At 67.6% G+C, this 21,861-nt stretch carries 20 protein-coding genes; 6 read left to right on the forward strand and 14 right to left on the reverse strand.

What is annotated here, in order from left to right; genetic code table 11:
• Positions 1–209 precede the first annotated feature (209 nt).
• The 6 genes from tkt to RCP37_RS11720 are packed head-to-tail and all read left to right on the forward strand — an operon-like array spanning position 210 to position 7,070.
• Entirely contained in the window at positions 210–2,309 is a 2,100-nt protein-coding gene (gene tkt, locus RCP37_RS11695; protein ID WP_308483290.1) for a transketolase, read from the forward strand.
• 33 nt (positions 2,310–2,342) lie between these two features.
• A complete protein-coding gene (tal, locus tag RCP37_RS11700) occupies positions 2,343–3,455 on the forward strand; it encodes a transaldolase (RefSeq protein ID WP_308483291.1) in 1,113 nt (370 codons plus the stop codon).
• A 4-nt stretch (positions 3,456–3,459) separates the two neighbouring features.
• Positions 3,460–5,016: a glucose-6-phosphate dehydrogenase gene (zwf, locus tag RCP37_RS11705; protein WP_308483292.1), complete on the forward strand. Its 1,557-nt coding sequence runs from the start codon at positions 3,460–3,462 to the stop codon at positions 5,014–5,016.
• Positions 5,013–5,924: a glucose-6-phosphate dehydrogenase assembly protein OpcA gene (opcA, locus tag RCP37_RS11710; RefSeq protein WP_308483293.1), complete on the forward strand. Its 912-nt coding sequence runs from the start codon at positions 5,013–5,015 to the stop codon at positions 5,922–5,924. The genes zwf and opcA overlap by 4 nt, the downstream gene beginning before the upstream one ends.
• Entirely contained in the window at positions 5,921–6,658 is a 738-nt protein-coding gene (gene pgl / locus RCP37_RS11715) for a 6-phosphogluconolactonase (RefSeq protein ID WP_308483294.1), read from the forward strand. The genes opcA and pgl overlap by 4 nt, the downstream gene beginning before the upstream one ends.
• 13 nt (positions 6,659–6,671) lie before the next feature.
• Complete coding sequence (locus tag RCP37_RS11720; RefSeq protein WP_308483295.1) at positions 6,672–7,070, forward strand: ATPase; 399 nt, start codon at positions 6,672–6,674, stop codon at positions 7,068–7,070.
• Between the two features lie 109 nt (positions 7,071–7,179).
• Here the strand turns inward: RCP37_RS11720 and secG are convergent, their stop codons facing one another.
• The 14 genes from secG to RCP37_RS11790 all read right to left on the reverse strand — a co-directional run bounded on the left by secG (position 7,180) and on the right by RCP37_RS11790 (position 21,780).
• A complete protein-coding gene (secG, locus tag RCP37_RS11725) occupies positions 7,180–7,413 on the reverse strand; it encodes a preprotein translocase subunit SecG (protein WP_308483296.1) in 234 nt (77 codons plus the stop codon).
• A gap of 43 nt (positions 7,414–7,456) precedes the next feature.
• Positions 7,457–8,242 (reverse strand): triose-phosphate isomerase, encoded by a 786-nt coding sequence (gene tpiA, locus RCP37_RS11730; RefSeq protein ID WP_308483297.1) that lies wholly within the window; start codon positions 8,240–8,242, stop codon positions 7,457–7,459.
• Positions 8,239–9,474 carry a phosphoglycerate kinase gene (locus RCP37_RS11735; protein ID WP_308483298.1) on the reverse strand — a complete coding sequence of 412 codons (1,236 nt, stop codon included), beginning with the start codon at positions 9,472–9,474 and terminating at the stop codon, positions 8,239–8,241. Before RCP37_RS11735 ends, tpiA begins: the two co-directional genes overlap by 4 nt.
• A 7-nt stretch (positions 9,475–9,481) precedes the next feature.
• Positions 9,482–10,504 carry a type I glyceraldehyde-3-phosphate dehydrogenase gene (gene gap, locus RCP37_RS11740; RefSeq protein WP_308483299.1) on the reverse strand — a complete coding sequence of 341 codons (1,023 nt, stop codon included), beginning with the start codon at positions 10,502–10,504 and terminating at the stop codon, positions 9,482–9,484.
• Between the two features lie 104 nt (positions 10,505–10,608).
• A complete protein-coding gene (locus RCP37_RS11745; protein ID WP_308483300.1) occupies positions 10,609–12,360 on the reverse strand; it encodes a DUF3556 domain-containing protein in 1,752 nt (583 codons plus the stop codon).
• 62 nt (positions 12,361–12,422) lie between these two features.
• On the reverse strand, positions 12,423–13,796 hold the full coding sequence (locus RCP37_RS11750) for an HNH endonuclease signature motif containing protein (protein ID WP_308483301.1): 1,374 nt from the start codon (positions 13,794–13,796) through the stop codon (positions 12,423–12,425).
• A 97-nt stretch (positions 13,797–13,893) separates the two neighbouring features.
• The gene (whiA, locus tag RCP37_RS11755; RefSeq protein WP_308487053.1) at positions 13,894–14,871 is read right to left on the reverse strand and encodes a DNA-binding protein WhiA; all 978 of its coding nucleotides are present in this window, start codon (positions 14,869–14,871) and stop codon (positions 13,894–13,896) included.
• A complete protein-coding gene (locus RCP37_RS11760) occupies positions 14,868–15,947 on the reverse strand; it encodes a gluconeogenesis factor YvcK family protein (protein ID WP_308483302.1) in 1,080 nt (359 codons plus the stop codon). Before RCP37_RS11760 ends, whiA begins: the two co-directional genes overlap by 4 nt.
• Positions 15,944–16,879 carry an RNase adapter RapZ gene (gene rapZ / locus RCP37_RS11765; protein ID WP_308483303.1) on the reverse strand — a complete coding sequence of 312 codons (936 nt, stop codon included), beginning with the start codon at positions 16,877–16,879 and terminating at the stop codon, positions 15,944–15,946. The genes RCP37_RS11760 and rapZ overlap by 4 nt, the downstream gene beginning before the upstream one ends.
• The gene (gene uvrC / locus RCP37_RS11770; RefSeq protein WP_308483304.1) at positions 16,876–18,834 is read right to left on the reverse strand and encodes an excinuclease ABC subunit UvrC; all 1,959 of its coding nucleotides are present in this window, start codon (positions 18,832–18,834) and stop codon (positions 16,876–16,878) included. The genes rapZ and uvrC overlap by 4 nt, the downstream gene beginning before the upstream one ends.
• 10 nt (positions 18,835–18,844) lie before the next feature.
• Positions 18,845–19,264 (reverse strand): PH domain-containing protein, encoded by a 420-nt coding sequence (locus RCP37_RS11775; RefSeq protein WP_308483305.1) that lies wholly within the window; start codon positions 19,262–19,264, stop codon positions 18,845–18,847.
• A gap of 50 nt (positions 19,265–19,314) precedes the next feature.
• The gene (gene ribH, locus RCP37_RS11780) at positions 19,315–19,797 is read right to left on the reverse strand and encodes a 6,7-dimethyl-8-ribityllumazine synthase (RefSeq protein WP_308483306.1); all 483 of its coding nucleotides are present in this window, start codon (positions 19,795–19,797) and stop codon (positions 19,315–19,317) included.
• Positions 19,798–21,075 (reverse strand): bifunctional 3,4-dihydroxy-2-butanone-4-phosphate synthase/GTP cyclohydrolase II, encoded by a 1,278-nt coding sequence (locus tag RCP37_RS11785; RefSeq protein WP_308483307.1) that lies wholly within the window; start codon positions 21,073–21,075, stop codon positions 19,798–19,800. It lies immediately after the preceding gene.
• Positions 21,076–21,171: 96 nt separating this feature from the next.
• Entirely contained in the window at positions 21,172–21,780 is a 609-nt protein-coding gene (locus RCP37_RS11790; RefSeq protein WP_308483308.1) for a riboflavin synthase, read from the reverse strand.
• Positions 21,781–21,861: the final 81 nt, after the last annotated feature.

Genomic DNA, 21,861 nt, shown 5'->3' on the forward strand with positions numbered 1-21,861 from the left:
AGCTGCGACGCCAGCTTCGACTTCGGACGGACGCCAGCTTCTACTACGGACGATGGTAGACCGCTTGGCCAGGTCGTCCGAATCGCAGGGTCAATTCACGGCGAATCCACACGGCGACCGGACCTGCAACACTGCACATGCCCGCATTAGGGTGAGAACCAGCCAGGCTTGTTTTGAAGACCTATCTCGAAGATGAGGACCCGACGTTCGTGACCACTGCCGCAGAGATCTCCGCTCTCACCCAACCGCACCACCCCGCAGACTGGGCCGAGATCGACACCACCGCAGTCGACACCGCCCGGGTGTTGGCCGCTGACGCGGTGCAGAAGGTCGGCAACGGCCACCCGGGCACCGCGATGAGTCTCGCTCCGCTGGCCTACACGCTGTTCCAGCGGGTGATGCGCCACGATCCGTCCGACACCACATGGTTGGGCCGCGACCGGTTCGTGTTGTCCTGCGGGCACTCCAGCCTGACCCTGTACATCCAGCTCTACCTGGGCGGTTTCGGGCTGGAACTGGCCGACATCGAGGCACTGCGCACCTGGGGCTCCAAGACCCCGGGCCATCCGGAGTTCCGCCACACCAAGGGCGTGGAGATCACCACCGGCCCGCTCGGACAGGGCCTGGCCTCGGCGGTCGGCATGGCGATGGCCGCCCGCTACGAGCGCGGCCTGTTCGACCCGGACACCGCGCCCGGCGAGAGCCCGTTCGACCACTTCGTCTACGTCATCGCCTCCGACGGCGACATCCAGGAGGGCGTCACCAGTGAGGCCTCCTCGCTGGCCGGCGTTCAGCAGCTGGGCAACCTGATCGTGTTCTACGACCACAACAAGATCTCCATCGAGGACGACACCGCGATCGCCCTCTGCGAGGACACCGCGGCCCGCTACCGGTCCTACGGTTGGCACGTCCAGGAGGTCGAGGGCGGCGAGAACGTGACCGGCATCGAGGAGGCCATCGCAAACGCGAAGGCCGTCACCGACAAGCCGTCGTTCATCTCGCTGCGCACGATCATCGGCTACCCGTCGCCGGGCAAGATGAACACCGGCGCCATCCACGGTTCGGCGCTCGGCGGCGACGAAGTGGCCGCCACCAAGTCCGCACTCGGCTTCGACCCGGACAAGGCGTTCGAGGTCCGTGAAGACGTGATCACCCACACCCGCGGACTGGTGGCACGCGGCAAGCAGGCCCACGCCGACTGGCAAGAGCAGTTCGAGTCCTGGGCGGCCCGCGAGCCGGAGCGCAAGGCGCTGCTGGACCGGCTGATCGCCGGTGAACTGCCCGAGGGCTGGGACGCCGAGCTGCCGTACTGGGAGCCCGGCTCGAAGGCCGTTGCCACCCGCGCCGCATCCGGCAAGGTGCTCAACGCAGTGGGCGCCAAGCTTCCTGAATTGTGGGGCGGCTCAGCCGATCTGGCGGGCAGCAACAACACCACCATGGACGGTGTCAAGTCGTTCGGGCCGGCGTCGATCTCCACCGGTGAGTACACCGCCGACCCCTACGGCCGCACCCTGCACTTCGGGATCCGCGAGCACGCGATGGGCTCGATCCTGTCCGGCATCGTGCTGCATGGGCCCACCCGCGCCTACGGCGGTACGTTCCTGCAGTTCTCCGACTACATGCGGCCCGCGGTGCGATTGGCGGCGCTGATGGACATCGACCCGATCTACGTGTGGACGCACGACTCGATCGGGCTCGGCGAAGACGGTCCGACGCACCAGCCGATCGAGCACCTGGCGGCGTTGCGGGCCATCCCCCGCCTGTCGGTGGTGCGACCGGCGGACGCCAATGAGACGGCCTACGCCTGGCGGACGGTACTGGCCCGCGGCGCGAGCAGCGGTCCGGTCGGACTGATCCTGACCCGGCAGAATGTACCGATCATCGAGGGCACCGACGCCGAAGGTGTTGCCCGCGGAGGCTACGTGCTGGGCGGTCTCGAAGCCGCTGGCACCGAGGACCCCGACGTGGTGCTGATCGCCACCGGTTCTGAGGTGCAGCTCGCGGTCGAAGCGCAGAAACTCTTGGCGGACAAGGACATCAACGCCCGCGTGGTGTCGATGACGTGTCTGGAGTGGTTCGAGTCGCAGCCGGCCGACTACCGCGATGCAGTGCTGCCGCCGTCGGTGTCTGCTCGGGTGGCCGTTGAAGCCGGTATCGCACAGTGCTGGCACAAGATCGTCGGCGACACCGGCGAGATCGTGTCGATCGAGCACTACGGCGAATCCGCCGACTACCAAACGCTGTTCCGTGAGTTCGGTCTGACCGCGGAAGCGGTCGTCGCCGCCGCCGAAAGAACACTGGAAAACTGACGTCAATCGAAACCGATTGAGAAGGAGCGCAACATGACTCAGAATCCCAAGCTTGCCGCTCTCAGCGCCGCAGGCGTGTCGGTGTGGCTCGATGATCTGTCCCGCGACCGACTCACGTCGGGCAACCTGGCCGACCTTGTCGCCACCCGCAGTGTGGTCGGGGTGACCACTAACCCGACCATCTTCCAGAAGGCGCTGGAGAAGGGTCACGCCTACGACAAGCAGCTGGCCGAGCTGGCCGCTCGCGGCGCCGATGTGGACGCGGTGATCCGCACCGTCACCACCGACGACGTGCGCAACGCCTGCGACGTGCTGTCCGCGGCGTGGGAGGCGACCGACGGTGTGGACGGTCGGGTGTCGATCGAGGTCGACCCGCGGCTGGCCCACGACACCGACAAGACCGTGGCCCAGGCCGTCGAGCTGTGGAAGATCGTCGACCGGCCCAACCTGTTCATCAAGATTCCGGCCACCAAGGCGGGCCTGCCGGCCATCACCGCTGTACTGGCCGAAGGGATTTCGGTCAATGTCACGCTGATCTTCTCCGTCGAGCGGCACCGCGAGGTGATGGACGCCTACCTGGCCGGTCTGGAGGCCGCCAAGGCCGCCGGACACGACCTGGCCAAGATCCACTCGGTGGCATCGTTCTTCGTTTCCCGGGTGGACACCGAGATCGACGCCCGGCTGGAGAAGATCGGCTCGGCCGAGGCCGTGGCGCTGCGCGGCAAGGCCGGTCTCGCCAACGCCCGGCTGGCCTACGCGGCCTACGAAGAGGTCTTCGGCGGTGAGCGCTTCGCCGCGCTGACGGCCGACGGTGCGCGGGTGCAGCGCCCGTTGTGGGCCTCGACCGGGGTCAAGAACCCCGACTATCCGGACACCCTGTACGTCACCGAGCTGGTCGCGGCCCACACCGTCAACACCATGCCGGAACCGACGTTGGACGCGGTCGCCGACCACGGGGACATCACCGGTGACACCATCGCCGGCACCGCGGCGGCATCCCAGCAGGTCTTCGACCAACTCGCGGCGGTGGGCATCGACCTGACCGATGTGTTCTTGGTGCTGGAGAACGAGGGCGTCGAGAAGTTCGAAGCGTCCTGGGGCGAACTGTTGGACGCCACGGCAACCCAGCTCGAAGAGGCCAAGTGATCTGATGGCCGGCGCCGGGGCAGCGCGAAACACCCCCTCGGGGTGGCAGAACCCGCTGCGAGACAAGCGAGACAAACGCCTGCCCCGCATCGCCGGCCCCTGTGGCGTGGTGATTTTCGGGGTCACCGGCGACCTGGCCCGGCGCAAGCTCATGCCGGCCATCTACGACCTGGCCAACCGCGGGTTGCTGCCGGCGACCTTTGCGCTGGTCGGGTTCGCCCGCCGGGATTGGGCCGACGAGGACTTCGCCGATGTGGTCTACCAGGCCGTCAAAGAGCACGCCCGGACCCCGTTCCGTCAGGTGGTGTGGGACCGGCTGGCGTCCGGGTTCCGTTTCGTCACCGGCACATTCGATGACGATGAGGCTTTCGCCCGGTTGGCAAAGACCCTCGAGGAGCTCGACGCCGAGCGCGGCACCGGCGGCAATCACGCCTTCTACCTGTCGATCCCGCCCGGTGCGTTCCCGGTGGTCTGCGAGAAGCTGCACTCCACCGGACTGGCCCGGCCGCGCGATGGCCGGTGGAGCCGGGTGGTGATCGAGAAGCCGTTCGGTCACGACCTGACCAGCGCGGTCGAACTCAACGGCGTGGTCAACAGCGTGTTCCCCGAGGAGTCGGTGTTCCGGATCGACCACTACCTGGGCAAGGAGACCGTCCAGAACATCCTGGCGCTGCGCTTCGCCAACCAGTTGTTCGACCCGATCTGGAACGCCCACTACGTCGACCACGTGCAGATCACCATGGCCGAGGACATCGGCTTGGGCGGGCGCGCCGGCTACTACGACGGCATCGGCGCGGCCCGGGACGTGATCCAGAACCACCTGCTGCAGTTGCTGGCGCTCACCGCGATGGAGGAGCCGGTGAACTTCTCCCCCGCCGAACTGCAGGCCGAGAAGATCAAGGTGCTCTCGGCCACTCGGCTGGCGCAGCCACTGGATGAGACCACCTCCCGCGGCCAGTACGCGGCCGGATGGCAGGGCGGCGAGCACGTCGTGGGACTGCTCGACGAGGAGGGATTCGCCCACGATTCGCGGACCGAGACCTTTGCGGCAATCACCCTGGAGGTCGACACGAGGCGCTGGGCGGGCGTGCCGTTCTACCTGCGTACCGGCAAGCGCCTGGGACGGCGGGTGACCGAGATCGCGCTGGTATTCAAGCGCGCACCGCACCTGCCCTTCGACGACACCATGACCGACGAACTGGGCAAGAACGCCCTGGTGATCCGGGTGCAGCCCGACGAGGGGATCACGCTGCGGTTCGGCTCCAAGGTGCCCGGGCACCTGATGGAGGTCCGCGACGTCAACATGGACTTCTCCTACGGATCGGCGTTCTCCGAGGATTCGCCGGAGGCCTACGAGCGGCTGATCCTCGATGTGCTGTTGGGTGAGCCCTCCCTGTTCCCGGTCAACGCCGAAGTCGAATTGTCTTGGGAGATCCTCGATCCGGTGCTCGAGAACTGGGCCGAGCACGGCAAGCCCGAGCCGTATGTGGCCGGAAGTTGGGGGCCGCAGTCGGCGTTTGAGATGCTCACGCGTTCCGGCCGGGAATGGCGGCGCCCATGATTATCGAATTGCCGAACACCACCACCACCGCGATCAACAAGAAGCTCAACGCGATCCGCGAGCAGGTCGGTGCGGCGACGACGGGCCGGGTGCTGACGCTGATCATCGCGCTGGAAACCGACGCCCTGCTCGATGAGTCCATCGCGGCGGCCAACATCGCCAGCCAAGAACACCCGAGCCGGGTGATTGCGGTGGTCAGCGGAGACCCCGATGCCGGTGAGTCCCGTTTGGATGCCGAAGTGCGGATGTTCGGCGATGCCGGCGCCAGCGAGGTGGTGGTGCTGCGGCTGTACGGCCCGCTGGCCGGCCATGCTGACGCGGTCGTCGTGCCCTTCCTGCTGCCCGATATCCCGGTGGTCGCCTGGTGGCCCGATGTCGCGCCCGCAGCGCCGGCCACCGACCCGATCGGGGCGCTGGCGTTGCGGCGGATCACCGACGCCACCAACGCCCCCGATCCGCGGGCAGCGATCAACAGCCGCAGAGACGGCTACACCGCCGGCGACACCGACCTGTCATGGAGTCGCATCACCTACTGGCGGGCGCTGCTCGCCTCCGCGCTGGATCAGCCGCCGTACGAGCCGATTCGCTCGGCGGTGGTCTCCGGGCTGGCAACCGAGCCGGCCCTGGACATCCTGGCCGGCTGGCTGGCGAGTCGCATCGACGGCCCGGTGCGGCGTGCGGTCGGCGAATTGAAGATCGAATTGACCCGCGACAGCGAGACCGTGGCGCTGAGCCGGCCCCAGGACGGGGTCACCGCCACGTTGAGCCGCACCGGAAGGCCCGCGGGCCTGGTGCCGCTGCCCCGCCGGGTGACCGCGGAGTGTCTGGCTGAAGATCTGCGCCGGCTCGATGCCGACGTCATTTACGGCGCCGCGCTGACGGGCCTGGAAGAAGTGGAGTATCTGTGATCGTTGCGACCTACCCCGATGCCGACGCACTGGTCGCCGCTGCCGGTGACCGGCTGGCCGGTGCCGTCGAATCGGCCATCGCCGCCCGGGGCCGGGCGTTAGTCGTGCTAACCGGCGGCGGTACCGGCATCGCGTTGCTGCATCGCCTCGGCGAGCACGCCGCGCGGATCGACTGGACAAAGGTGCATCTGTTCTTCGGTGACGACCGCTTCGTCCCGGCGGACGACGCCGACCGCAACGACAAGCAGGCGCGCGAAGCGCTGTTGGGCCGCATCGACATCCCGGCTGCCAACGTGCACTCCATGCCGGCCAGCGACGGGGAATACGGCGACGACCTCGACGCCGCCGCGCAGGCCTACCAAGAGGTGCTGGCGGCCAACGCCGAGCCGGGCCAGCCCGCGCCGGACTTCGACGTGCACCTGCTGGGCATGGGCGGCGAGGGCCACGTCAACTCACTGTTTCCCGACACCGCGGCCGTCCGCGAAACCACCCGGCTGGTGGTCGGGGTACCCGACTCGCCCAAGCCTCCCCCGCGCCGAATCACGCTGACACTGCCCGCAATCCGGCGTTCCCGCGAGGTGTGGCTGGTGGTGGCCGGTGAGGCCAAGGCCGAGGCGGTCGCCGCCGCCGTCGGTGGCGCCGACCCGATTACGGTGCCCGCCGCCGGAGCCACCGGGCGCGAGCAGACGGTGTGGCTGCTCGACGAGGCCGCGGCATCTCAACTGCCCGGCTAATGCGCACGTCATAATGAGCGCTATGGCAGACAGAAGCTCAGGCACCGGCACGGAACGTAAGCGGCTCAAGACCTTGGCTCAGGCGGCGCTGAACGCCGACGTGACGGTCGGGCAGCTCGAGGATGTCCTGGGCGGTCTGGGCGGCACCATGAATGAGCTCAACAGTTCCTTGGCCAACCTCAACACCACGATCGAGCGCCTGGGCGGCGGCCTGGACCATCTTGAGGAGACCATGGCCAGCCTGGACGATCTGGCCCGCCGCCTGGTCACGCTGATCGAGCCGGTGGAGGCCATCGTCAACCGGATCGACTACCTGGTCGAAGTCGGCGAGACGGCGATGTCACCATTGGCGGCGACCGAGAATGCGGTGCGCGGCATGTTCAACGCCATGCGCAACCGGGTGGTGCGCTGAGCCGAGGTGGGCTCATCGAGCCGCGAGATTGCACTGACGCAGGAAAATCCGAGGAAAAGCCTGCATCAATGCAATCTCGAGGACAGCCGCGTGAGGCGGCCCGCCCGGCTTACTGGTACTTGATCAGCAGGCCGACGGCGATGATGGAGATCAACCAGATGGCGATGACGAAATAGGTCAGCCGGTCCAGGTTCTTCTCGACCACAGTCGAGCCGGACAGGCTGGACTGCACACCGCCACCGAACAGGGTCGACAGGCCGCCACCCTTGGCGCGGTGCAGCAGCACCAGCAGAATCACCAGCAGGCTGGTGATCACCAAGAGAATCTGCAGCGTCAAGATCATGCCGCTACCCTACCGTTCGCCCTGGGCCGGACCCGGCGCCGGGTCAAGGGAGGGGCCCGCCGGCTGCCAGCGCCGCCAGCATCGCGAACTGCTCACCGTCGAGCGACGCTCCGCCGACCAGGCCGCCATCCACGTCGGGCTGACCGATCAGTTCGCCGACGTTCTTGGCGTTGACCGAGCCGCCGTAGAGCACCCGGACCGTGTCGGCGATCTTGGGCGAGGCGAGCTTGCCCAGCTCGGCCCGCACGGCCGCACACACTTCCTGCGCGTCCGCCGCACCGGCCACCCGGCCGGTACCGATGGCCCACACCGGTTCATAGGCGATGACGCTCGCACCGATCTGCTCGGCGCTCAAGCCGGCCAGGGAGCCGCGCAACTGCTCCAGGCAGTGCTCGACGTGGCTGCCGGCCTCCCGGATCTCCAGGTGCTCACCGATGCAGATGATCGGGGTCAGGCCGTGCTTGAGTGCGGCGCCGGCCTTTGCGGCGACCAGCGCGTCGTCCTCACCGTGGTAGCTGCGCCGTTCGGAGTGTCCGACGACGACGAAGGTGCAGCCCAGCTTGGCCAGGAACGCCCCGCTGATCTCGCCGGTGTAGGCGCCCGCGTCGTGCTGCGAGACGTCCTGGGCGCCGAAGGTCAGCCGAAGCTTGTCCCCATCGACCAGGGTCTGCACGCTGCGCAGGTCGGTGAACGGTGGCAGCACCGTGACATCGACCTTGTCGAAGTACTTGTCCGGCAGCGCGAATGCCACCTTCTGCACCAGGGCGATGGCCTCAAAGTGGTTGAGGTTCATCTTCCAGTTGCCGGCGATCAGCGGCTTACGACTCATGACGCTCCTCCGGTTTCCAAGACCTGCAGGCCCGGCAGTGCTTTGCCCTCAAGGTATTCCAAGGACGCCCCGCCGCCGGTGGAGATGTGCGAGAAACCGTCCTCCGGCAATCCCAGAGCCCGTACCGCCGCGGCAGAGTCGCCCCCGCCGACGACGCTGAACGCGCCCTTGGAGGTGGCCGCCGCGATCGCCTCGGCCACTCCCCTGGTGCCGGCCTCGAAGGCCGGGAACTCGAACACGCCCATCGGCCCGTTCCAGAAGATGGTCTTGGCATTGCCCAGTAGCGCGGCGAACCGCTCCACCGAACCCGGGCCGATATCCAGGCCCATCTTGCCGTCCGGGATGGCGTCCGCCGCGACCACCTCACCGGTGGCGGCGGCGTCGAACTTGTCGGCGACGACGATGTCCACCGGCAGCCGCAGCACGTCGGCGTAGTCATCGAGCAGCTGCCGGCAGGTGTCCACCATGTCGGCTTCCAGCAGCGAGGTTCCGACCTCGAGGCCTTGGGCGGCCAGGAAGGTGAAGCACATGCCGCCGCCGATCACGATGGAATCGGCCTTGGTTGCCAGCGACTTGATCACGCCCAGCTTGTCGGAGACCTTCGACCCGCCCAGCACCACGGCGTAGGGCCGCTCGGTGGACTCGGTCAGCTGCTGCAGTACCTGGATCTCCGCGGCGACCAGCGTTCCGGCATACGACGGGAGCAGCGTGGCGACGTCGTAGACGGAGGCCTGCTTGCGGTGCACCACACCGAATCCGTCGGAGACGAACGCCCCCGGCGAACCGTCCGGCGCGGCGACCAGCTCGGCCAGCGCCCGGGCCAGAGCCAGGCGCTCGTTGTCGTCCTTGCTGGTCTCCCGCGCGTCGAAGCGGATGTTCTCCAGCAGCAGCACGTCGCCGTCGGTCAGGCCTTCGGCGCGGGCCAGGGCGTCGGTGCCGACCACGTCACCGGCCAGCTGGACATGCCGGCCCAACTGCTCGCCGAGCGCGGCCGCAACCGGTGCTAGCGACAGTTTGGGGTCCGGACCGTCCTTGGGCCGGCCCAGGTGGGCTGTCACTACGACCTTGGCGCCGGCGTCGACCAACGCGCGCAGCGTGGGCACCGATGCGGTGATCCGGCCCAGGTCGGTGATCTTTCCATCGTCGAGCGGGACGTTCAGGTCGGAGCGCACCAGCACGCCCCGACCCGAAACACCCTCGGCGATCAGGTCTTCAACTGACTTGACGGCCACGATCGCGTTACAGCGACTTGCCGACGAGAGCGATCAGGTCGACCAGACGGTTGGAGTAGCCCCACTCGTTGTCGTACCAGGAGACCACCTTGGCCTGGTTGTCGATGACCTTGGTCAGCCCGGAGTCATACAGCGACGAGTGCGGGTCGGTGACGATGTCGCTCGACACGATCGGGGCGTCGTAGTACTTCAGGATGCCCTTCATCGGCCCCTCGGCGGCGGCCTTCATGGCGGCGTTGATGTCTGCAACCGACGCCGACTTGCTCAGCTCGGCGGTCAGGTCGGTGACCGAGCCGGTGGGGATCGGCACCCGCAGCGCGTAACCGTCCAGCTTGCCCTTCAGCTCGGGAAGCACCAGGCCGATCGCCTTGGCGGCGCCGGTGCCGGTGGGCACGATGTTGACCGCGGCGGCGCGGGCGCGACGCAGGTCGCTGTGCGGGCCGTCCTGCAGGTTCTGGTCCTGGGTGTAGGCGTGGATGGTGGTCATCAGGCCCTTGACGATGCCGAACTCGTCGTTGAGCACCTTGGCCAGCGGGCCGAGGCAGTTCGTGGTGCACGACGCGTTGGAGATGATGTTCTGGCTGCCGTCGTACTTGTCGTCGTTGACGCCCAGCACGATGGTGATGTCCTCGTCGGTGGCCGGCGCCGAGATGATGACCTTCTTGGCTCCGGCGTCCAGGTGGCCCTTGGCCTTGGCAGCGTTGGTGAAGATGCCGGTGGACTCGACGACGACGTCGACACCCAGGTCACCCCAGGGCAGGGCCGCCGGGCCTTCCTTGACCTCGAGGGCCTTGATCTTGGTGTTGCCGACGACGATGGTGTCGTCGCCTTCGAGGCTGACGTCGTGGGGCAGCCGGCCCAGGATCGAGTCGAACTTCAGCAGGTGCGCCAGGCTGGCGTTGTCGGTCAGGTCGTTGACCGCGACGATCTCGATGTCGGTGTTGTTGCCCAGAGCTTTCTGTGCGTCCAATGCCCTGAAGAAGTTCCGCCCGATGCGGCCGAAGCCGTTCACGCCTACCCGGACCGTCACTGGTCTCTCCTCGTGTTACGAAGTTGCTGGTGTACTCGGCCGTCAGCCTAGCGGGCGTTGCGAGCGCGGCGAAGCCGGGCGAAGGCAGACGCCCGCCATTTCGTCTAGCGCGTGACCGAGCCCACAGGCCCCTCGGTACGGCGGACGGGCAGGTCGTCACCGGGTTCGGGCCAGGGCTGGCGGCTGAGCATGTCGGCCACGGCCACGTAACCGGCTTCGATCAGCCCGGATTTGGCGTCGACAATCCGGTAGGCCTGCTCTTTCCGGTGGATGGGTTGACCTTCGAGCACGATCACCCGCAGGTCGCCCTCGGCGAAGTGGCAGCGGCGCTGCACGGCCGCGAGCAGCTGCTCGTTGTGGAGGTGACCTTCGCCGAAGTTCCACCCGATCAGCGGACCGGCGATGATTTCGCCGTCACGGATGTTGTAGTCGGCGACATTGTCGAGCGCTCGGGGCAGCAGGCCGTTCAGTGCCCGGCCCTGCAGGTGCATGGCTCGGAATGCCCCGGGGACTTTGTCGGCGACCAGGTCGGCGGTGGACTGGTCATAGAACTTCGCCAACTGGTTGATGACCAGTGCCGAGCTCTTGACCACGTTGGCCTCCACGATGTCCTCGGCGCCGTTGCGGAAGCACCAGAAGCTGGCCGCCCAGTTCCCGGCGTAATAGCGCATGGCCGGCAGGAACGAAATCTGCTGCGGAAACATGTTTCCGGCCACCGGGATCACGATGAGCCCGGTGAACAGGATGGCCATCAACAGCGGCGACCGCAGGTCATAGACGCTGACTTCGGGGTGTTGTCCGAATAGGAAGAACAGTGAGAAGAGGAAGAACACATTCCATTCCAACGGGACTCCCATCGGGAGGTTGGACAAGATGTTGAGGTGAAAGATCACCATGAACGCGATCAAGAACCATCGCCACGGATGATCGCCGGCGACGAGCACCAGTAGCGCCGGCACGACGAACTCGGCGGTGGTGCCGCCGACGTGTGCCATCAACTGCGGGATCCGGGTGGGCCGCAGGTCGTTGACGTGATCGCGGTACATCAGGTGTTTGAGGCCGGTGAAGATCTTGGAGCGCAGCAGGGCGTTGTTGCTCGTCATCACCGCGACGACATAGGGAAAGTGGTGGTTGAGCTTGGAGGTGGCCGCACCCCACCACAGCCCGAGGATGATGAGTTTGAACGCGGCCATCTGGTCGACGTAGGGGAAGAAGAAGACGAGCAACGTCAACCCGTAGTGCTCGGCGCGGGCGGCCAGGAAGATCGTCTTGTCCCGCAGGCCCAGCAGAACCAGTGCGACGGCCATCGGCGCCACCACCATCGGGTCCAACAGACCTACCGGGGCGGGATCGCCCTGACCCGGTGACAGCAATGCCCAGACACCGGAGCCCAGCACCGCGGCATACAGCGCGATATCGATCACGGTGCGGGAATCGCCGCGGGTGAACGGGACCTTGCCGGGCCAGGGCGGCAATCGGATTGTGTTGGGCCGCAACCAGTACAAGACACCACCGATGGGCGGCCAGAACCGGGCGGTCAACGGACCGGATCCACAGCCCAAGCCCAGGATTTCGAACAGCAGGCTGAAGACGACGAGCTTCTGATAAACGATCGGCTGGGTCCACCAGTCGGCGATGCGCCCGAGCTCGCCCAGGCCCGGGGTCAATGCGATGACTGCCGCCGCGCCTGCGGCGTAGGCCGCGATCTTGATCAGGTAGATCAGGTAGACCCCGGACGGGGTGCCGAAACCCTCTTCGGCCCAGTGCCTGCTGCAGACCTGGATCCGCCTCGGCCACGGGGTGGCGCGCCACGTTTCGGGGTCGACGTCGGGAACCGACGGTTTGATGAACCCCATATTGCCCTCACTCCCTGCCGTGTGCCCGTTCTGTTATAGCGGTCTGTGCAGGCGTGCGACGGTCATTCGGGTGGGTCGGGGTCTCCTTGCAGGAGTTCTTCGGGGTGGTGGGCGTGGTTGATTTGGGGTGGTGCGGTGCCGTCGGTCCAGCTGAGGCGGCCGGTGGTGGTGATGGTGGTGTGTTGGTGGCCGTCGGTGGTGTCGGTGTGGTCGCAGCCGCAGGCGAAGAACAGTTCGTCGGCGTTGGTGTGGCCGCCGTGTGCCCAGGGTTTGGCGTGGTGCACTTCGCAGTGATAGCCCGGTTCGAGGCAGTTGGGTCGGGTGCAGCCGCGGTCGCGGGCGTGGCAGATGAGGCGTTGGTCGGCGGTGGCGATGCGTTTTTGTCGGCCGAGGTACAGGGGTCGTGTGGTGTGGTCGTCGAAGACGGCGAGGTAGTGAATCGATTGGGCGGCCATGGCGATCAGGTCGCGCATGGGCAGTCGGGAGCCGCCGCCGGTCAGTGCTGGTGGTGGCATGGCGATGGTGGGGTCGGTGGCGGCGTGGGCGGCTTGGTTGAGTTCGGCCAAGGTGGTGGTGACCACGACGGTGACGGGGTGGCCGCGGTGGGTGCCGAGTTTTCCCGAGGCGATGGCGGTCGATAGGGCTAGGCGCAGGGCGTCGTGGCAGCGCTGCGCTGTGGTGCGGTCATCGCCGGCGGCCGGGGCGGTGGGATCGGGGTTGTGTCGTCCGGGGCGTACGGCGGCCGCAACTGCTTCGAAGTAGGCGCGGGTTTGGGGGTCTAGGAGGCCGGTGAGTTTGGACATGCCGTCGGGGCCTTGGCGGCCCAGTGTCAGGGCGCGGCGTCGTGCGCGGTCGCGGTCGCTGAACAGCCCATCGGGGTTGAGGTGATCGGCGATGCGTTGCCCGATCTTGGTGAGCACCCCGGCGTCGACTCTGCTGGCGTGGGAGACCAGGGCGGCCTCTGCCTGCGCGATCTGGGGCGGGGTGACCGATCCCGGCAGGATGTCGATGGCTTGGCAGATCGCGCGGATGTGGTCCTCCCCAATCGAACCGGATTCGATGGAGGTGGCTAGGGCTGGGAGTTCGGGTGGGATCGGGGCACCGGTCAGGCAGCGGCGGGGCCGGATGCGGGCGGCCAAACGGCAGCGGCGGGTGATCTCGCGTGGGGTGATCCGCAAGCGTTTCCACAGGGATGCCCGTGCTTCGGCAATCGAACCGCAGCCGTCGGGCGGGTCGGCGAGTTCGCCGAAGATCCGGTACATCAGGCCGCGGTTGACGCGGTCTTGGGTTTCTAGCCGGTCGGCGACCTCGATGCGAAAGGTGTTGCCCACCAGATCCGTCGCGGTCGACCGCAACACCGCATGGGCGGTGTCAATGGCATCAAGAGCAGCGCAGACCTGCTCCCGCGCCGCTGCCGCACCCAGTGCTGTTGCCATACCCCGACGCTAAAAACCACCCCCGACAACAACACCGGAAGACGGCCCAGGAAAAGCCACCCTGTGGATCAACCCCCAACTGGGGATAAGCCCACCGCTAGGCGTCTTCGAGCAGCTCCGGGGTGACCGCCGACTCGGTGTCGGGAATGCCGTCCTGCTTGGCCTTGCGGTCGGCCATCGACAACAGCCGCCGAATGCGTCCTGCCACCGCGTCTTTGGTCATCGGTGGGTCAGCCAGCCGGCCCAGCTCCTCCAGGGAAGCCTGCCGATGCTCGACTCGCAGCTTGCCGGCCGAGGCCAGATGATCGGGCACGGTGTCGCCGAGGATGGCCAGTGCACGTTCCACCCGCGCCGCCGCCGCCACGGCCGCCCGCGCGGAGCGGCGCAGGTTGGCGTCGTCGAAGTTGGCCAGCCGGTTGGCGGTCGCCCGCACCTCGCGGCGGATCCGGCGCTCCTCCCAGACCAGCCTGGTGTCTTGGGCACCCATTCGGGTCAGCAGCGCCCCGATCGCCTCGCCGTCGCGCACCACCACCCGGTCCGCGCCCCGCACCTCGCGGGCCTTGGCACTGACCCCGAGCCGGCGCGCCGCGCCGACCAGCGCCAGGGCGGCCTCCGGACCAGGGCAGCCGATCTCCAGAGCCGACGAGCGCCCCGGTTCGGTGAGGGAACCGTGCGCCAAAAACGCTCCCCGCCAAGCAGCTTCGGCGTCACCGACACTGCCGCCGACGACCTGGGCGGGCAGGCCCCGCACCGGGCGCCCGCGCAGGTCCAACAGCCCGGTCTGACGAGCCAGGGCTTCGCCGTCCTTCGTCACGCGCAACACGTAACGGGTGCTCTTGCGCATCCCGCTGGCCGTCAGCACATGCACGATCGCGTTGTAGCCGTACAGGTCGAAGATGTCCTTGCGCAGCCGCCGCGCGATGACCCCCAGGTCCACCTCGGCTTCGACCACGACCCGACCGGCCACGATGTGCAGTCCGCCGGCGAAGCGCAGCAGTGCCGCGACCTCGGCGCGGCGCGCACTCACCGAACTGACCACGAGACGGCTCAGCTCGTCCTTGACTTCGGCCGTCATCGCCACGACTTGTCACCTCCCGGCCCGAGTCCACTCGGCCCACTCACGCCGGATTGCCGGCCCCCGCCCTCGGCATGCGTCGCGACCGGTGTCGGAACGGTCAACGTCGATGCGTCGATGCTCCGAACCCCGTCCAGCGCCGCCGCCAACTTTCCTGGGTCATGTAAAGGTGTACCAGGTCGGGCCACGTCCACGAACCGAACCTCGGCAGCGAACAACGTGGCGGCACGCCGCAGCTGCTCGCGCTCGCGTTCGCTGGGCACCCGGCCTGCATCGATGATGATGTGGTCCACCGTGAAATCGGGCGCGTGTTGAGCCAATACGTGCAGGTGACGCTCCACGGAGAATCCCGCGGTCTCCCCCGGCTCGGCCACCAGGTTGAGCACCAGAGCGCGGCGGGCCGTGGTGTTCTGCAACGCCGAGGCCAGACCCGGCACCAACAGGTGCGGGATCACACTGGTGAACCACGAGCCCGGGCCGAGCACCACCAGATCCGCGGACATGATGGCGTCCACCGCTTGGCGAGTGGCCGGCGGATTGCCCGGCAACAGCCGCACCCGACGCACCTTTCCCGGGGTGGTCGCGATGGCCACCTGGCCCCGGATCACCCGGAATAGTCGCGGATCGGCTTCCAGACCGGACACGTCGGCTTCGATCTGCAGCGCGATCGGGCATATCGGCAGCACCCGCCCCTTGACCCCGAGCATCCGGCCAAGCTCGTCGAGTGCGGCCACCGGGTCGGCCAGCACTTCGTTGAGGCCGGCCAGCAGCAGGTTGCCGATCGGATGCCCCGCAAGCGCGCCGCTGCCACCGAAGCGGTGCTGCAAGATGGTCGCCCACAGCTGGCCCTTCGGGGTGTCCGAGGCCAGCGCCGCCAGTGCCATCCGTAGGTCCCCGGGCGGCACCACGTCGAGCTCACCGCGCAACCGGCCTGAGGAGCCACCGTCGTCGGCAACGGTCACCACCGCGGTGACGTGCGGGGTCAGCCGGCGGGCAGCCGACAGCGTCGCGTACAGGCCGTGCCCACCACCGAGCGCGACGATGCTCGGATTGCCATGCGCGGGCTCAACGCTCATTCGCGGCCCAGATCCCGGTGCAGCACTCGCACCGACAGCTCGTCGTTGTCGTCTTGGGCATCCAACAGTTGCGCCAACGCCTCGGCGATGGCCACGCTGCGGTGCTTGCCGCCGGTGCACCCGATGGCCAGCGTCATGTACCGCTTTCCCTCTCGCCGATAGCCGCTGACCACCAGGGCCAACAGCCGGTGGTAGCCGGCCAGGAACTCGTCGGCGCCGGGCTGGCTCAGCACGTAGTCGCGCACCGCCGGATGCTGCCCGGTGTGCGGGCGCAGTTCGTCGACCCAATGCGGGTTGGGCAGGAAGCGCACGTCCATGACCATGTCGGCGTCCATCGGCAAGCCGTACTTGAAACCGAAGGACTCGACCGTGATGGACGTGGGAGCGATGACGGCGTCGCCGCCGAACATTTCCTCGATACTCTCCCGCAGCTCGCGCACGCTGAGCACCGAGGTATCGATGACGAGGTCGGCGACCGCGCGCACCGGCGCCAGCATGATCCGCTCGGCGGCGATGCCCTCGGTGAGGGTCTGCTGCCCCTGCAGGGGGTGGCTGCGACGGTTGTGCTCGTAACGCCGAATCAGTACGTCGTCGCTGGCCTCCATGAACAACACACGCGGGTTGATGCCACGCGTGGCCAATTCGGTGCGCACCGAGTCCAGATCGCCGGTGAAACCCGCCGAGCGCACATCCATCACGACCGCCAGCTGGGTGATCCGGGAACCGGCCGCCAGCCCCAGATCCACCATGCGGGTGATCAGGTCGGGTGGCAGGTTGTCGGCGACGTACCAGCCCAAGTCCTCCAGGACTTTCGCCGCGGTGCCGCGGCCCGCACCGGACAGCCCGGTAACCAGGACAACGTCGATACCGGCGCCGTCTCCGGGGCCGGCGACATCGCGCTCCCGTACGCCTTTCGGTGAGTCCGTGGTCATCCCGACATCCGTTGCTGTTCAGCGGCGCCCGCCGCGCCGTCGGCTCCCAGCGCCTCGAGGACGGCCGCGGCGGTCGCCGCGCCGATCCCCGGGATCGAGGTGAGCTCCTCGACGGTAGCCCCTTTCAGTCGTGCCACCGAACCGAAATGGGAGATCAACACCTTGCGTCGATGCTCGCCCAGCCCGGGCACCGCATCCAGCACCGACTCGGTCATCCGCTTGGACCGCTTACTTCGGTGGTAGGTGATCGCGAACCGGTGCGCCTCGTCCCTGATCCGCTGCAACAGGTAGAGCCCTTCGCTCTGCCGGGGCAGGATGATCGGGTCCGGCTCGGACGGCACCCACACCTCCTCCAGTCTTTTGGCCAGGCCGATGGTCGCGACGTCGGTGATGCCGAGCTCGGCCAGCACCGCCGCTGCGGCATTGACCTGCGGTGCACCGCCGTCCACCACGTAGAGGTTGGGTGGATAGGCGAACTTACGCGATTTTCCTTCGGGCGCCAGGACTTCGGCATCCAGGTGCCGACGGAACCGACGACGGGTCACTTCGGCGATCGAGGCCACATCGTCGGAGCGCCCCTCGCCGGCGGCCTCCCGAATCGCGAAATGACGGTAGTCCGACTTGCGGGGCAAGCCGTCCTCGAACACCACCAGCGACCCGACCACGTCGGTGCCCTGCACATGACTGATGTCGACGCACTCAATGCGCAACGGAGCGTCGGACAGGCCCAGGGACTCCTGAATGTTCTGCAGCGCAGCGGATCTCGCCGTGAAATCCCCGGCTCGCTTCATCTTGTGTTGCTGCAGGGCATCTTTGGCATTGCGCTCAACCGTCTCGGCCAGCACCCGCTTATCGCCGCGCAGCGGCACCCGCAGGGAGACCCGTGAGCCCCGCAGCTCAGACAGCCAGCTGGTCAGCTCGTCGGCGTTGGCCGGCAGGCAGGGCACCAGCACCTCGCGCGGTACCGGGTTGGTCGGCTCGTCGGCCGCACCTTCCAATTCGGCCTGGTCCCCGTAGAACTGGGTGACGAACTGCTCAACCAGTTGCCCCAGGGAGCTGTCGGCATCGCCGGGGTCGCCGGGCTTCTCGACGATCCAACCGCGCTGCCCGCGCACCCGGCCACCGCGCACGTGAAACACCTGAACCGCCGCTTCCAGCTCGTCCTCGGCGAACGCCACCACATCGGCGTCGGTGCCGTCGCCGAGCACCACGGCCTGCTTCTCCAGGGCGCGTTTGAGGGCAGCGACGTCGTCGCGCAGACGTGCGGCGCGTTCGAAGTCGAGTTCGTCGGAGGCGGCCAGCATCTGCTGCTCGAGACTGCGGACCAGCCGGTCGGTCTTGCCTGCCAGGAAGTCGCAGAAGTCGTCCACGATCCGCCGGTGCTCCTGCGCGCTGACCCGGCCCACGCACGGCGCAGAGCACTTGCCGATGTAGCCGAGCAGGCAAGGCCGGCCGATCTGCTGGTGGCGCTTGAACACGCCCGCCGAACAGGTGCGGGCCGGAAAGACCCGCAGCAGCAGGTCCAAGGTTTCGCGAATCGCCCAGGCATGGGAGTAGGGCCCGAAGTAGCGCACGCCCTTGCGGCGCGGCCCGCGGTAGACCATCAGCCGCGGGTACTCCTCGTTCAGCGTGACCGCCAACACGGGGTAGGTCTTGTCGTCGCGGTAGCGGACGTTGAACCGTGGGTCGAACTCCTTGATCCAGTTGTATTCGAGCTGGAGAGCCTCGACCTCGGTGCCCACCACCGTCCACTCCACCTTGGCGGCAGTGGTCACCATTTGGCGGGTCCGCGGGTGCAGGCCGGCGATGTCGGCGAAGTACGACGTCAGCCGTGATCGCAGGCTTTTCGCCTTGCCCACGTAGATGACCCGGCCGTGCGGGTCGACGAACCGGTAGACGCCGGGCGCGACGGGAATGGACCCGGGCGCCGGACGATAGGTCGCGGGGTCTGGCACGACTACAAGGCTAACCGGCGGGCGGTGGGGCAGGCCGGTAGCGCGCGACCAGGGCCCGCAGCTGCCGCATGGCCTGTACCGCGTGCTCTTTATCGGCGGATTGGATGGCCACCAACGGAATGTATTCGTCGTCGGGCAACTCCAGCCGGGCCCAGCGCTTGCCCGGCGGGAAGGACACGCCGACAACGTCGGACCAGGGAATCAACCGGTCTGAAAGCGCATTGCGGACCGATACCCCGGACTCGCCCGCCCGCACGCGGGCCCGCGTCAACAGCAGCAGCGCGCCGGCCACGATCAGGCCCAGCACCACGACCGCCACCCGGTCATAGGTACGGAAGATCACGCCGCTGGCGCGGATGGTCAGCAACACACTCACCACGACGTGGATGGTCACAATCAGGATGGCAACGATCCATACGCCAAGGCGCATCAACCGCGGACGTACCTGAAGATCCCAGCGCGGGGATCCGGCTGGGGACGTCACAGTGCGGCGCGAAGCTCGCGCAGGGTCAGCGCCGTACTGAGTGCCGCGGCAGCTGCCTGAGCACCCTTGTCTTCGGTCGAATCGGCCAGTCCAGCACGGTCCAGCGCCTGCGCCTCATCGTTGACGGTGAGCACGCCGTTGGCCACCGGCGTCGCCGCGTCCAGCGAGACCCGGGTCAGACCCTGAGTCACTGCGTCACACACATAGTCGAAATGCGGTGTCGCACCGCGGATCACGACCCCCAGCGCAACGACAGCGTCATGGTTGCGGGCGACTTCCTGCGCAACCACCGGGATCTCGATCGCCCCGAGCACCCGCACCACCGTCGGCTCGGCGATGCCTGCGTCGGCGGCAACCTTGCGGGCTCCGGCCAGCAGGGCATCACAGATGCGGGTGTGCCAGGTGCTGGCCACGATCGCCAGACGCACATCAGAGGCGTCGAGCGCCGGCATGTCCGGCACTCCTGCAGCTGGACTCATCTACAGCGCCCCGCCGAATTCGTCCGGCAGCTGCGCAGAGTCGTCGTAGTCCTCCAAGCCGGTCAGTTCATGGCCCATCCGGTCACGCTTGGTCAACAGGTAGCGGATGTTCTCCGAGTTGGCCCGCACCGGCAGCGGCACCCGCTCGATGATGTGCAGCCCGTAGCCGTCCAGCCCGACACGCTTGGCCGGGTTGTTGGTGAGCAGCCGCATCGAACGGACACCGAGGTCCGTGAGGATCTGCGCCCCGATTCCGTAGTCGCGGGCGTCGGCCGGCAAGCCCAGTTTGAGGTTGGCGTCAACGGTGTCGTCGCCGGCGTCCTGCAGCTGGTAGGCCTGCAGTTTGTGCAGCAGCCCGATGCCGCGGCCCTCGTGGCCACGCATGTAGAGCACGACCCCGCGGCCCTCCTGCGCGACCATCGCCAGTGCCGCGTCCAGCTGCGGGCCACAGTCACAGCGCCGCGAGCCGAAAACATCGCCGGTCAGGCACTCCGAGTGCACGCGAACGAGCACGTCGTCGCCGTCGTTGTTCGGCCCGGCGATCTCGCCGCGGACCAGCGCGACATGCTCGACGTCCTCGTAGATGCTGGTGTAGCCGACCGCCCGGAACTCGCCGTGACGGGTCGGGATGCGGGCTTCAGCGACCCGTTCGATGTGCTTTTCGTGCTTGCGCCGCCACTCGATCATGTCGGCGATGGAGATCAGGGCCAGGCCATGCTCGTCGGCGAAGACTCGCAGCTCTTCGGTCTGGGCCATCGCGCCCTCGTCCTTTTGGCTGACGATCTCGCAGATCGCGCCGGCGGGCTGCAGGCCGGCCATCCGGGCCAGGTCGACCGCGGCTTCGGTGTGGCCCGGCCGGCGCAGCACCCCGCCGTCCTTGGCACGCAACGGCACCACGTGGCCGGGGCGGGTGAAGTCGTCGGCGACACTGCCCGGGTCAGCCAGCAGACGCATCGTGGTGGCCCGATCGGAAGCCGAAATCCCGGTTCCGACATTGTTTTTCGCGTCGACGGTGACGGTGTAGGCGGTGCCATGCTTGTCCTGATTCACCGCATACATCGGCAGCAGACCCAGCCGGTCGCAGATGGCGCCGTCCAGGGGGACGCACAGATAGCCAGAGGTATAGCGGACCATGAACGCCACCAACTCGGGGGTGGCCTTCTCGGCGGCGAAGATCAGATCGCCTTCATTCTCGCGGTCTTCGTCGTCGATGACGACGACGGCCTTGCCGGCCGCGATGTCGGCAACCGCCCGCTCGACGGTGTCCAACTTCGTCATCTGTGCCACCTTGGTTTCGCCGTCGGAAAGCGCCCCGTCGGCGCAACCCGCCCATCCAGTATGAACCACCCCGGACCCAGGGTTTGCCCCGTGGACTCATTCCGTGGGCTTTGTCACCAGTCTCTCGACGTACTTGGCGATCACGTCCACCTCGAGATTCACCACCGTGCCGACCGGCGCCCGGCCCAGCGTGGTCAGTTCCAAGGTGGTCGGAATCAGCGAGACTTCAAAGAAGTCATCAGGGTCGGCACCCAGTCCGGAGACCGTCAGCGAGGTTCCGTCGACGGTGATCGAGCCCTTTTCCACCACGTAGCGCGCCAGCGACGCCGGCAGCCCGATCCGCACCACTTCCCAGTGCTGCCCGGGGGTGCGGGACAGGACCTGCCCGGTGCCGTCGACGTGGCCCTGCACGATGTGGCCGCCCAGCCGGCTGTTCAGAGCGGCCGCACGTTCCAGGTTCACCGGGCTTCCGACCTGCAACGATCCCAGGCTGGATCGCTCCAGCGTCTCGCGCATCACGTCGGCGCTGAACCGGCCGCCGGCCTGCACATCGACGACGGTGAGGCACACGCCATTGACGGCGATCGAGTCGCCGTGGCGGGCGTCGGAGGTGACGGTGGGGCCACAGATGACCAGGCGCGCAGCGTCGGCGAGGTCCTCGCGGCCGACCAGCTCGCCCAGCTCCTCGACGATTCCGGTGAACATCACAACAGGCTAGCGACGATCACCAGCGCGACGAAGTCGGGCGCAGTGGGTCGTCGCCATGAGGCAAAGTCCCTGCTGCCC

This window comes from Mycolicibacter sp. MU0102, from assembly GCF_963378105.1.
In the GTDB taxonomy this organism is placed as follows: Bacteria; Actinomycetota; Actinomycetes; order Mycobacteriales; family Mycobacteriaceae; genus Mycobacterium; species Mycobacterium holstebronense.

Excerpts from the sequence above, each read along its gene's own strand:
- tal (WP_308483291.1), top strand. The coding sequence starts at position 2,343 with ATGACTCAGAATCCCAAGCTTGCCGCTCTCAGCGCCGCAGGCGTGTCG.
- zwf (WP_308483292.1), top strand. The coding sequence starts at position 3,460 with ATGGCCGGCGCCGGGGCAGCGCGAAACACCCCCTCGGGGTGGCAGAAC.
- opcA (WP_308483293.1), top strand. The coding sequence starts at position 5,013 with ATGATTATCGAATTGCCGAACACCACCACCACCGCGATCAACAAGAAG.
- RCP37_RS11720 (WP_308483295.1), top strand. The coding sequence starts at position 6,672 with ATGAGCGCTATGGCAGACAGAAGCTCAGGCACCGGCACGGAACGTAAG.
- secG (WP_308483296.1), bottom strand. The coding sequence starts at position 7,413 with ATGATCTTGACGCTGCAGATTCTCTTGGTGATCACCAGCCTGCTGGTG.
- tpiA (WP_308483297.1), bottom strand. The coding sequence starts at position 8,242 with ATGAGTCGTAAGCCGCTGATCGCCGGCAACTGGAAGATGAACCTCAAC.
- RCP37_RS11745 (WP_308483300.1), bottom strand. The coding sequence starts at position 12,360 with ATGGGGTTCATCAAACCGTCGGTTCCCGACGTCGACCCCGAAACGTGG.
- RCP37_RS11750 (WP_308483301.1), bottom strand. The coding sequence starts at position 13,796 with ATGGCAACAGCACTGGGTGCGGCAGCGGCGCGGGAGCAGGTCTGCGCT.
- whiA (WP_308487053.1), bottom strand. The coding sequence starts at position 14,871 with ATGACGGCCGAAGTCAAGGACGAGCTGAGCCGTCTCGTGGTCAGTTCG.
- RCP37_RS11760 (WP_308483302.1), bottom strand. The coding sequence starts at position 15,947 with ATGAGCGTTGAGCCCGCGCATGGCAATCCGAGCATCGTCGCGCTCGGT.
- rapZ (WP_308483303.1), bottom strand. The coding sequence starts at position 16,879 with ATGACCACGGACTCACCGAAAGGCGTACGGGAGCGCGATGTCGCCGGC.
- RCP37_RS11775 (WP_308483305.1), bottom strand. The coding sequence starts at position 19,264 with ATGCGCCTTGGCGTATGGATCGTTGCCATCCTGATTGTGACCATCCAC.
- ribH (WP_308483306.1), bottom strand. The coding sequence starts at position 19,797 with ATGAGTCCAGCTGCAGGAGTGCCGGACATGCCGGCGCTCGACGCCTCT.
- RCP37_RS11785 (WP_308483307.1), bottom strand. The coding sequence starts at position 21,075 with ATGACGAAGTTGGACACCGTCGAGCGGGCGGTTGCCGACATCGCGGCC.
- RCP37_RS11790 (WP_308483308.1), bottom strand. The coding sequence starts at position 21,780 with ATGTTCACCGGAATCGTCGAGGAGCTGGGCGAGCTGGTCGGCCGCGAG.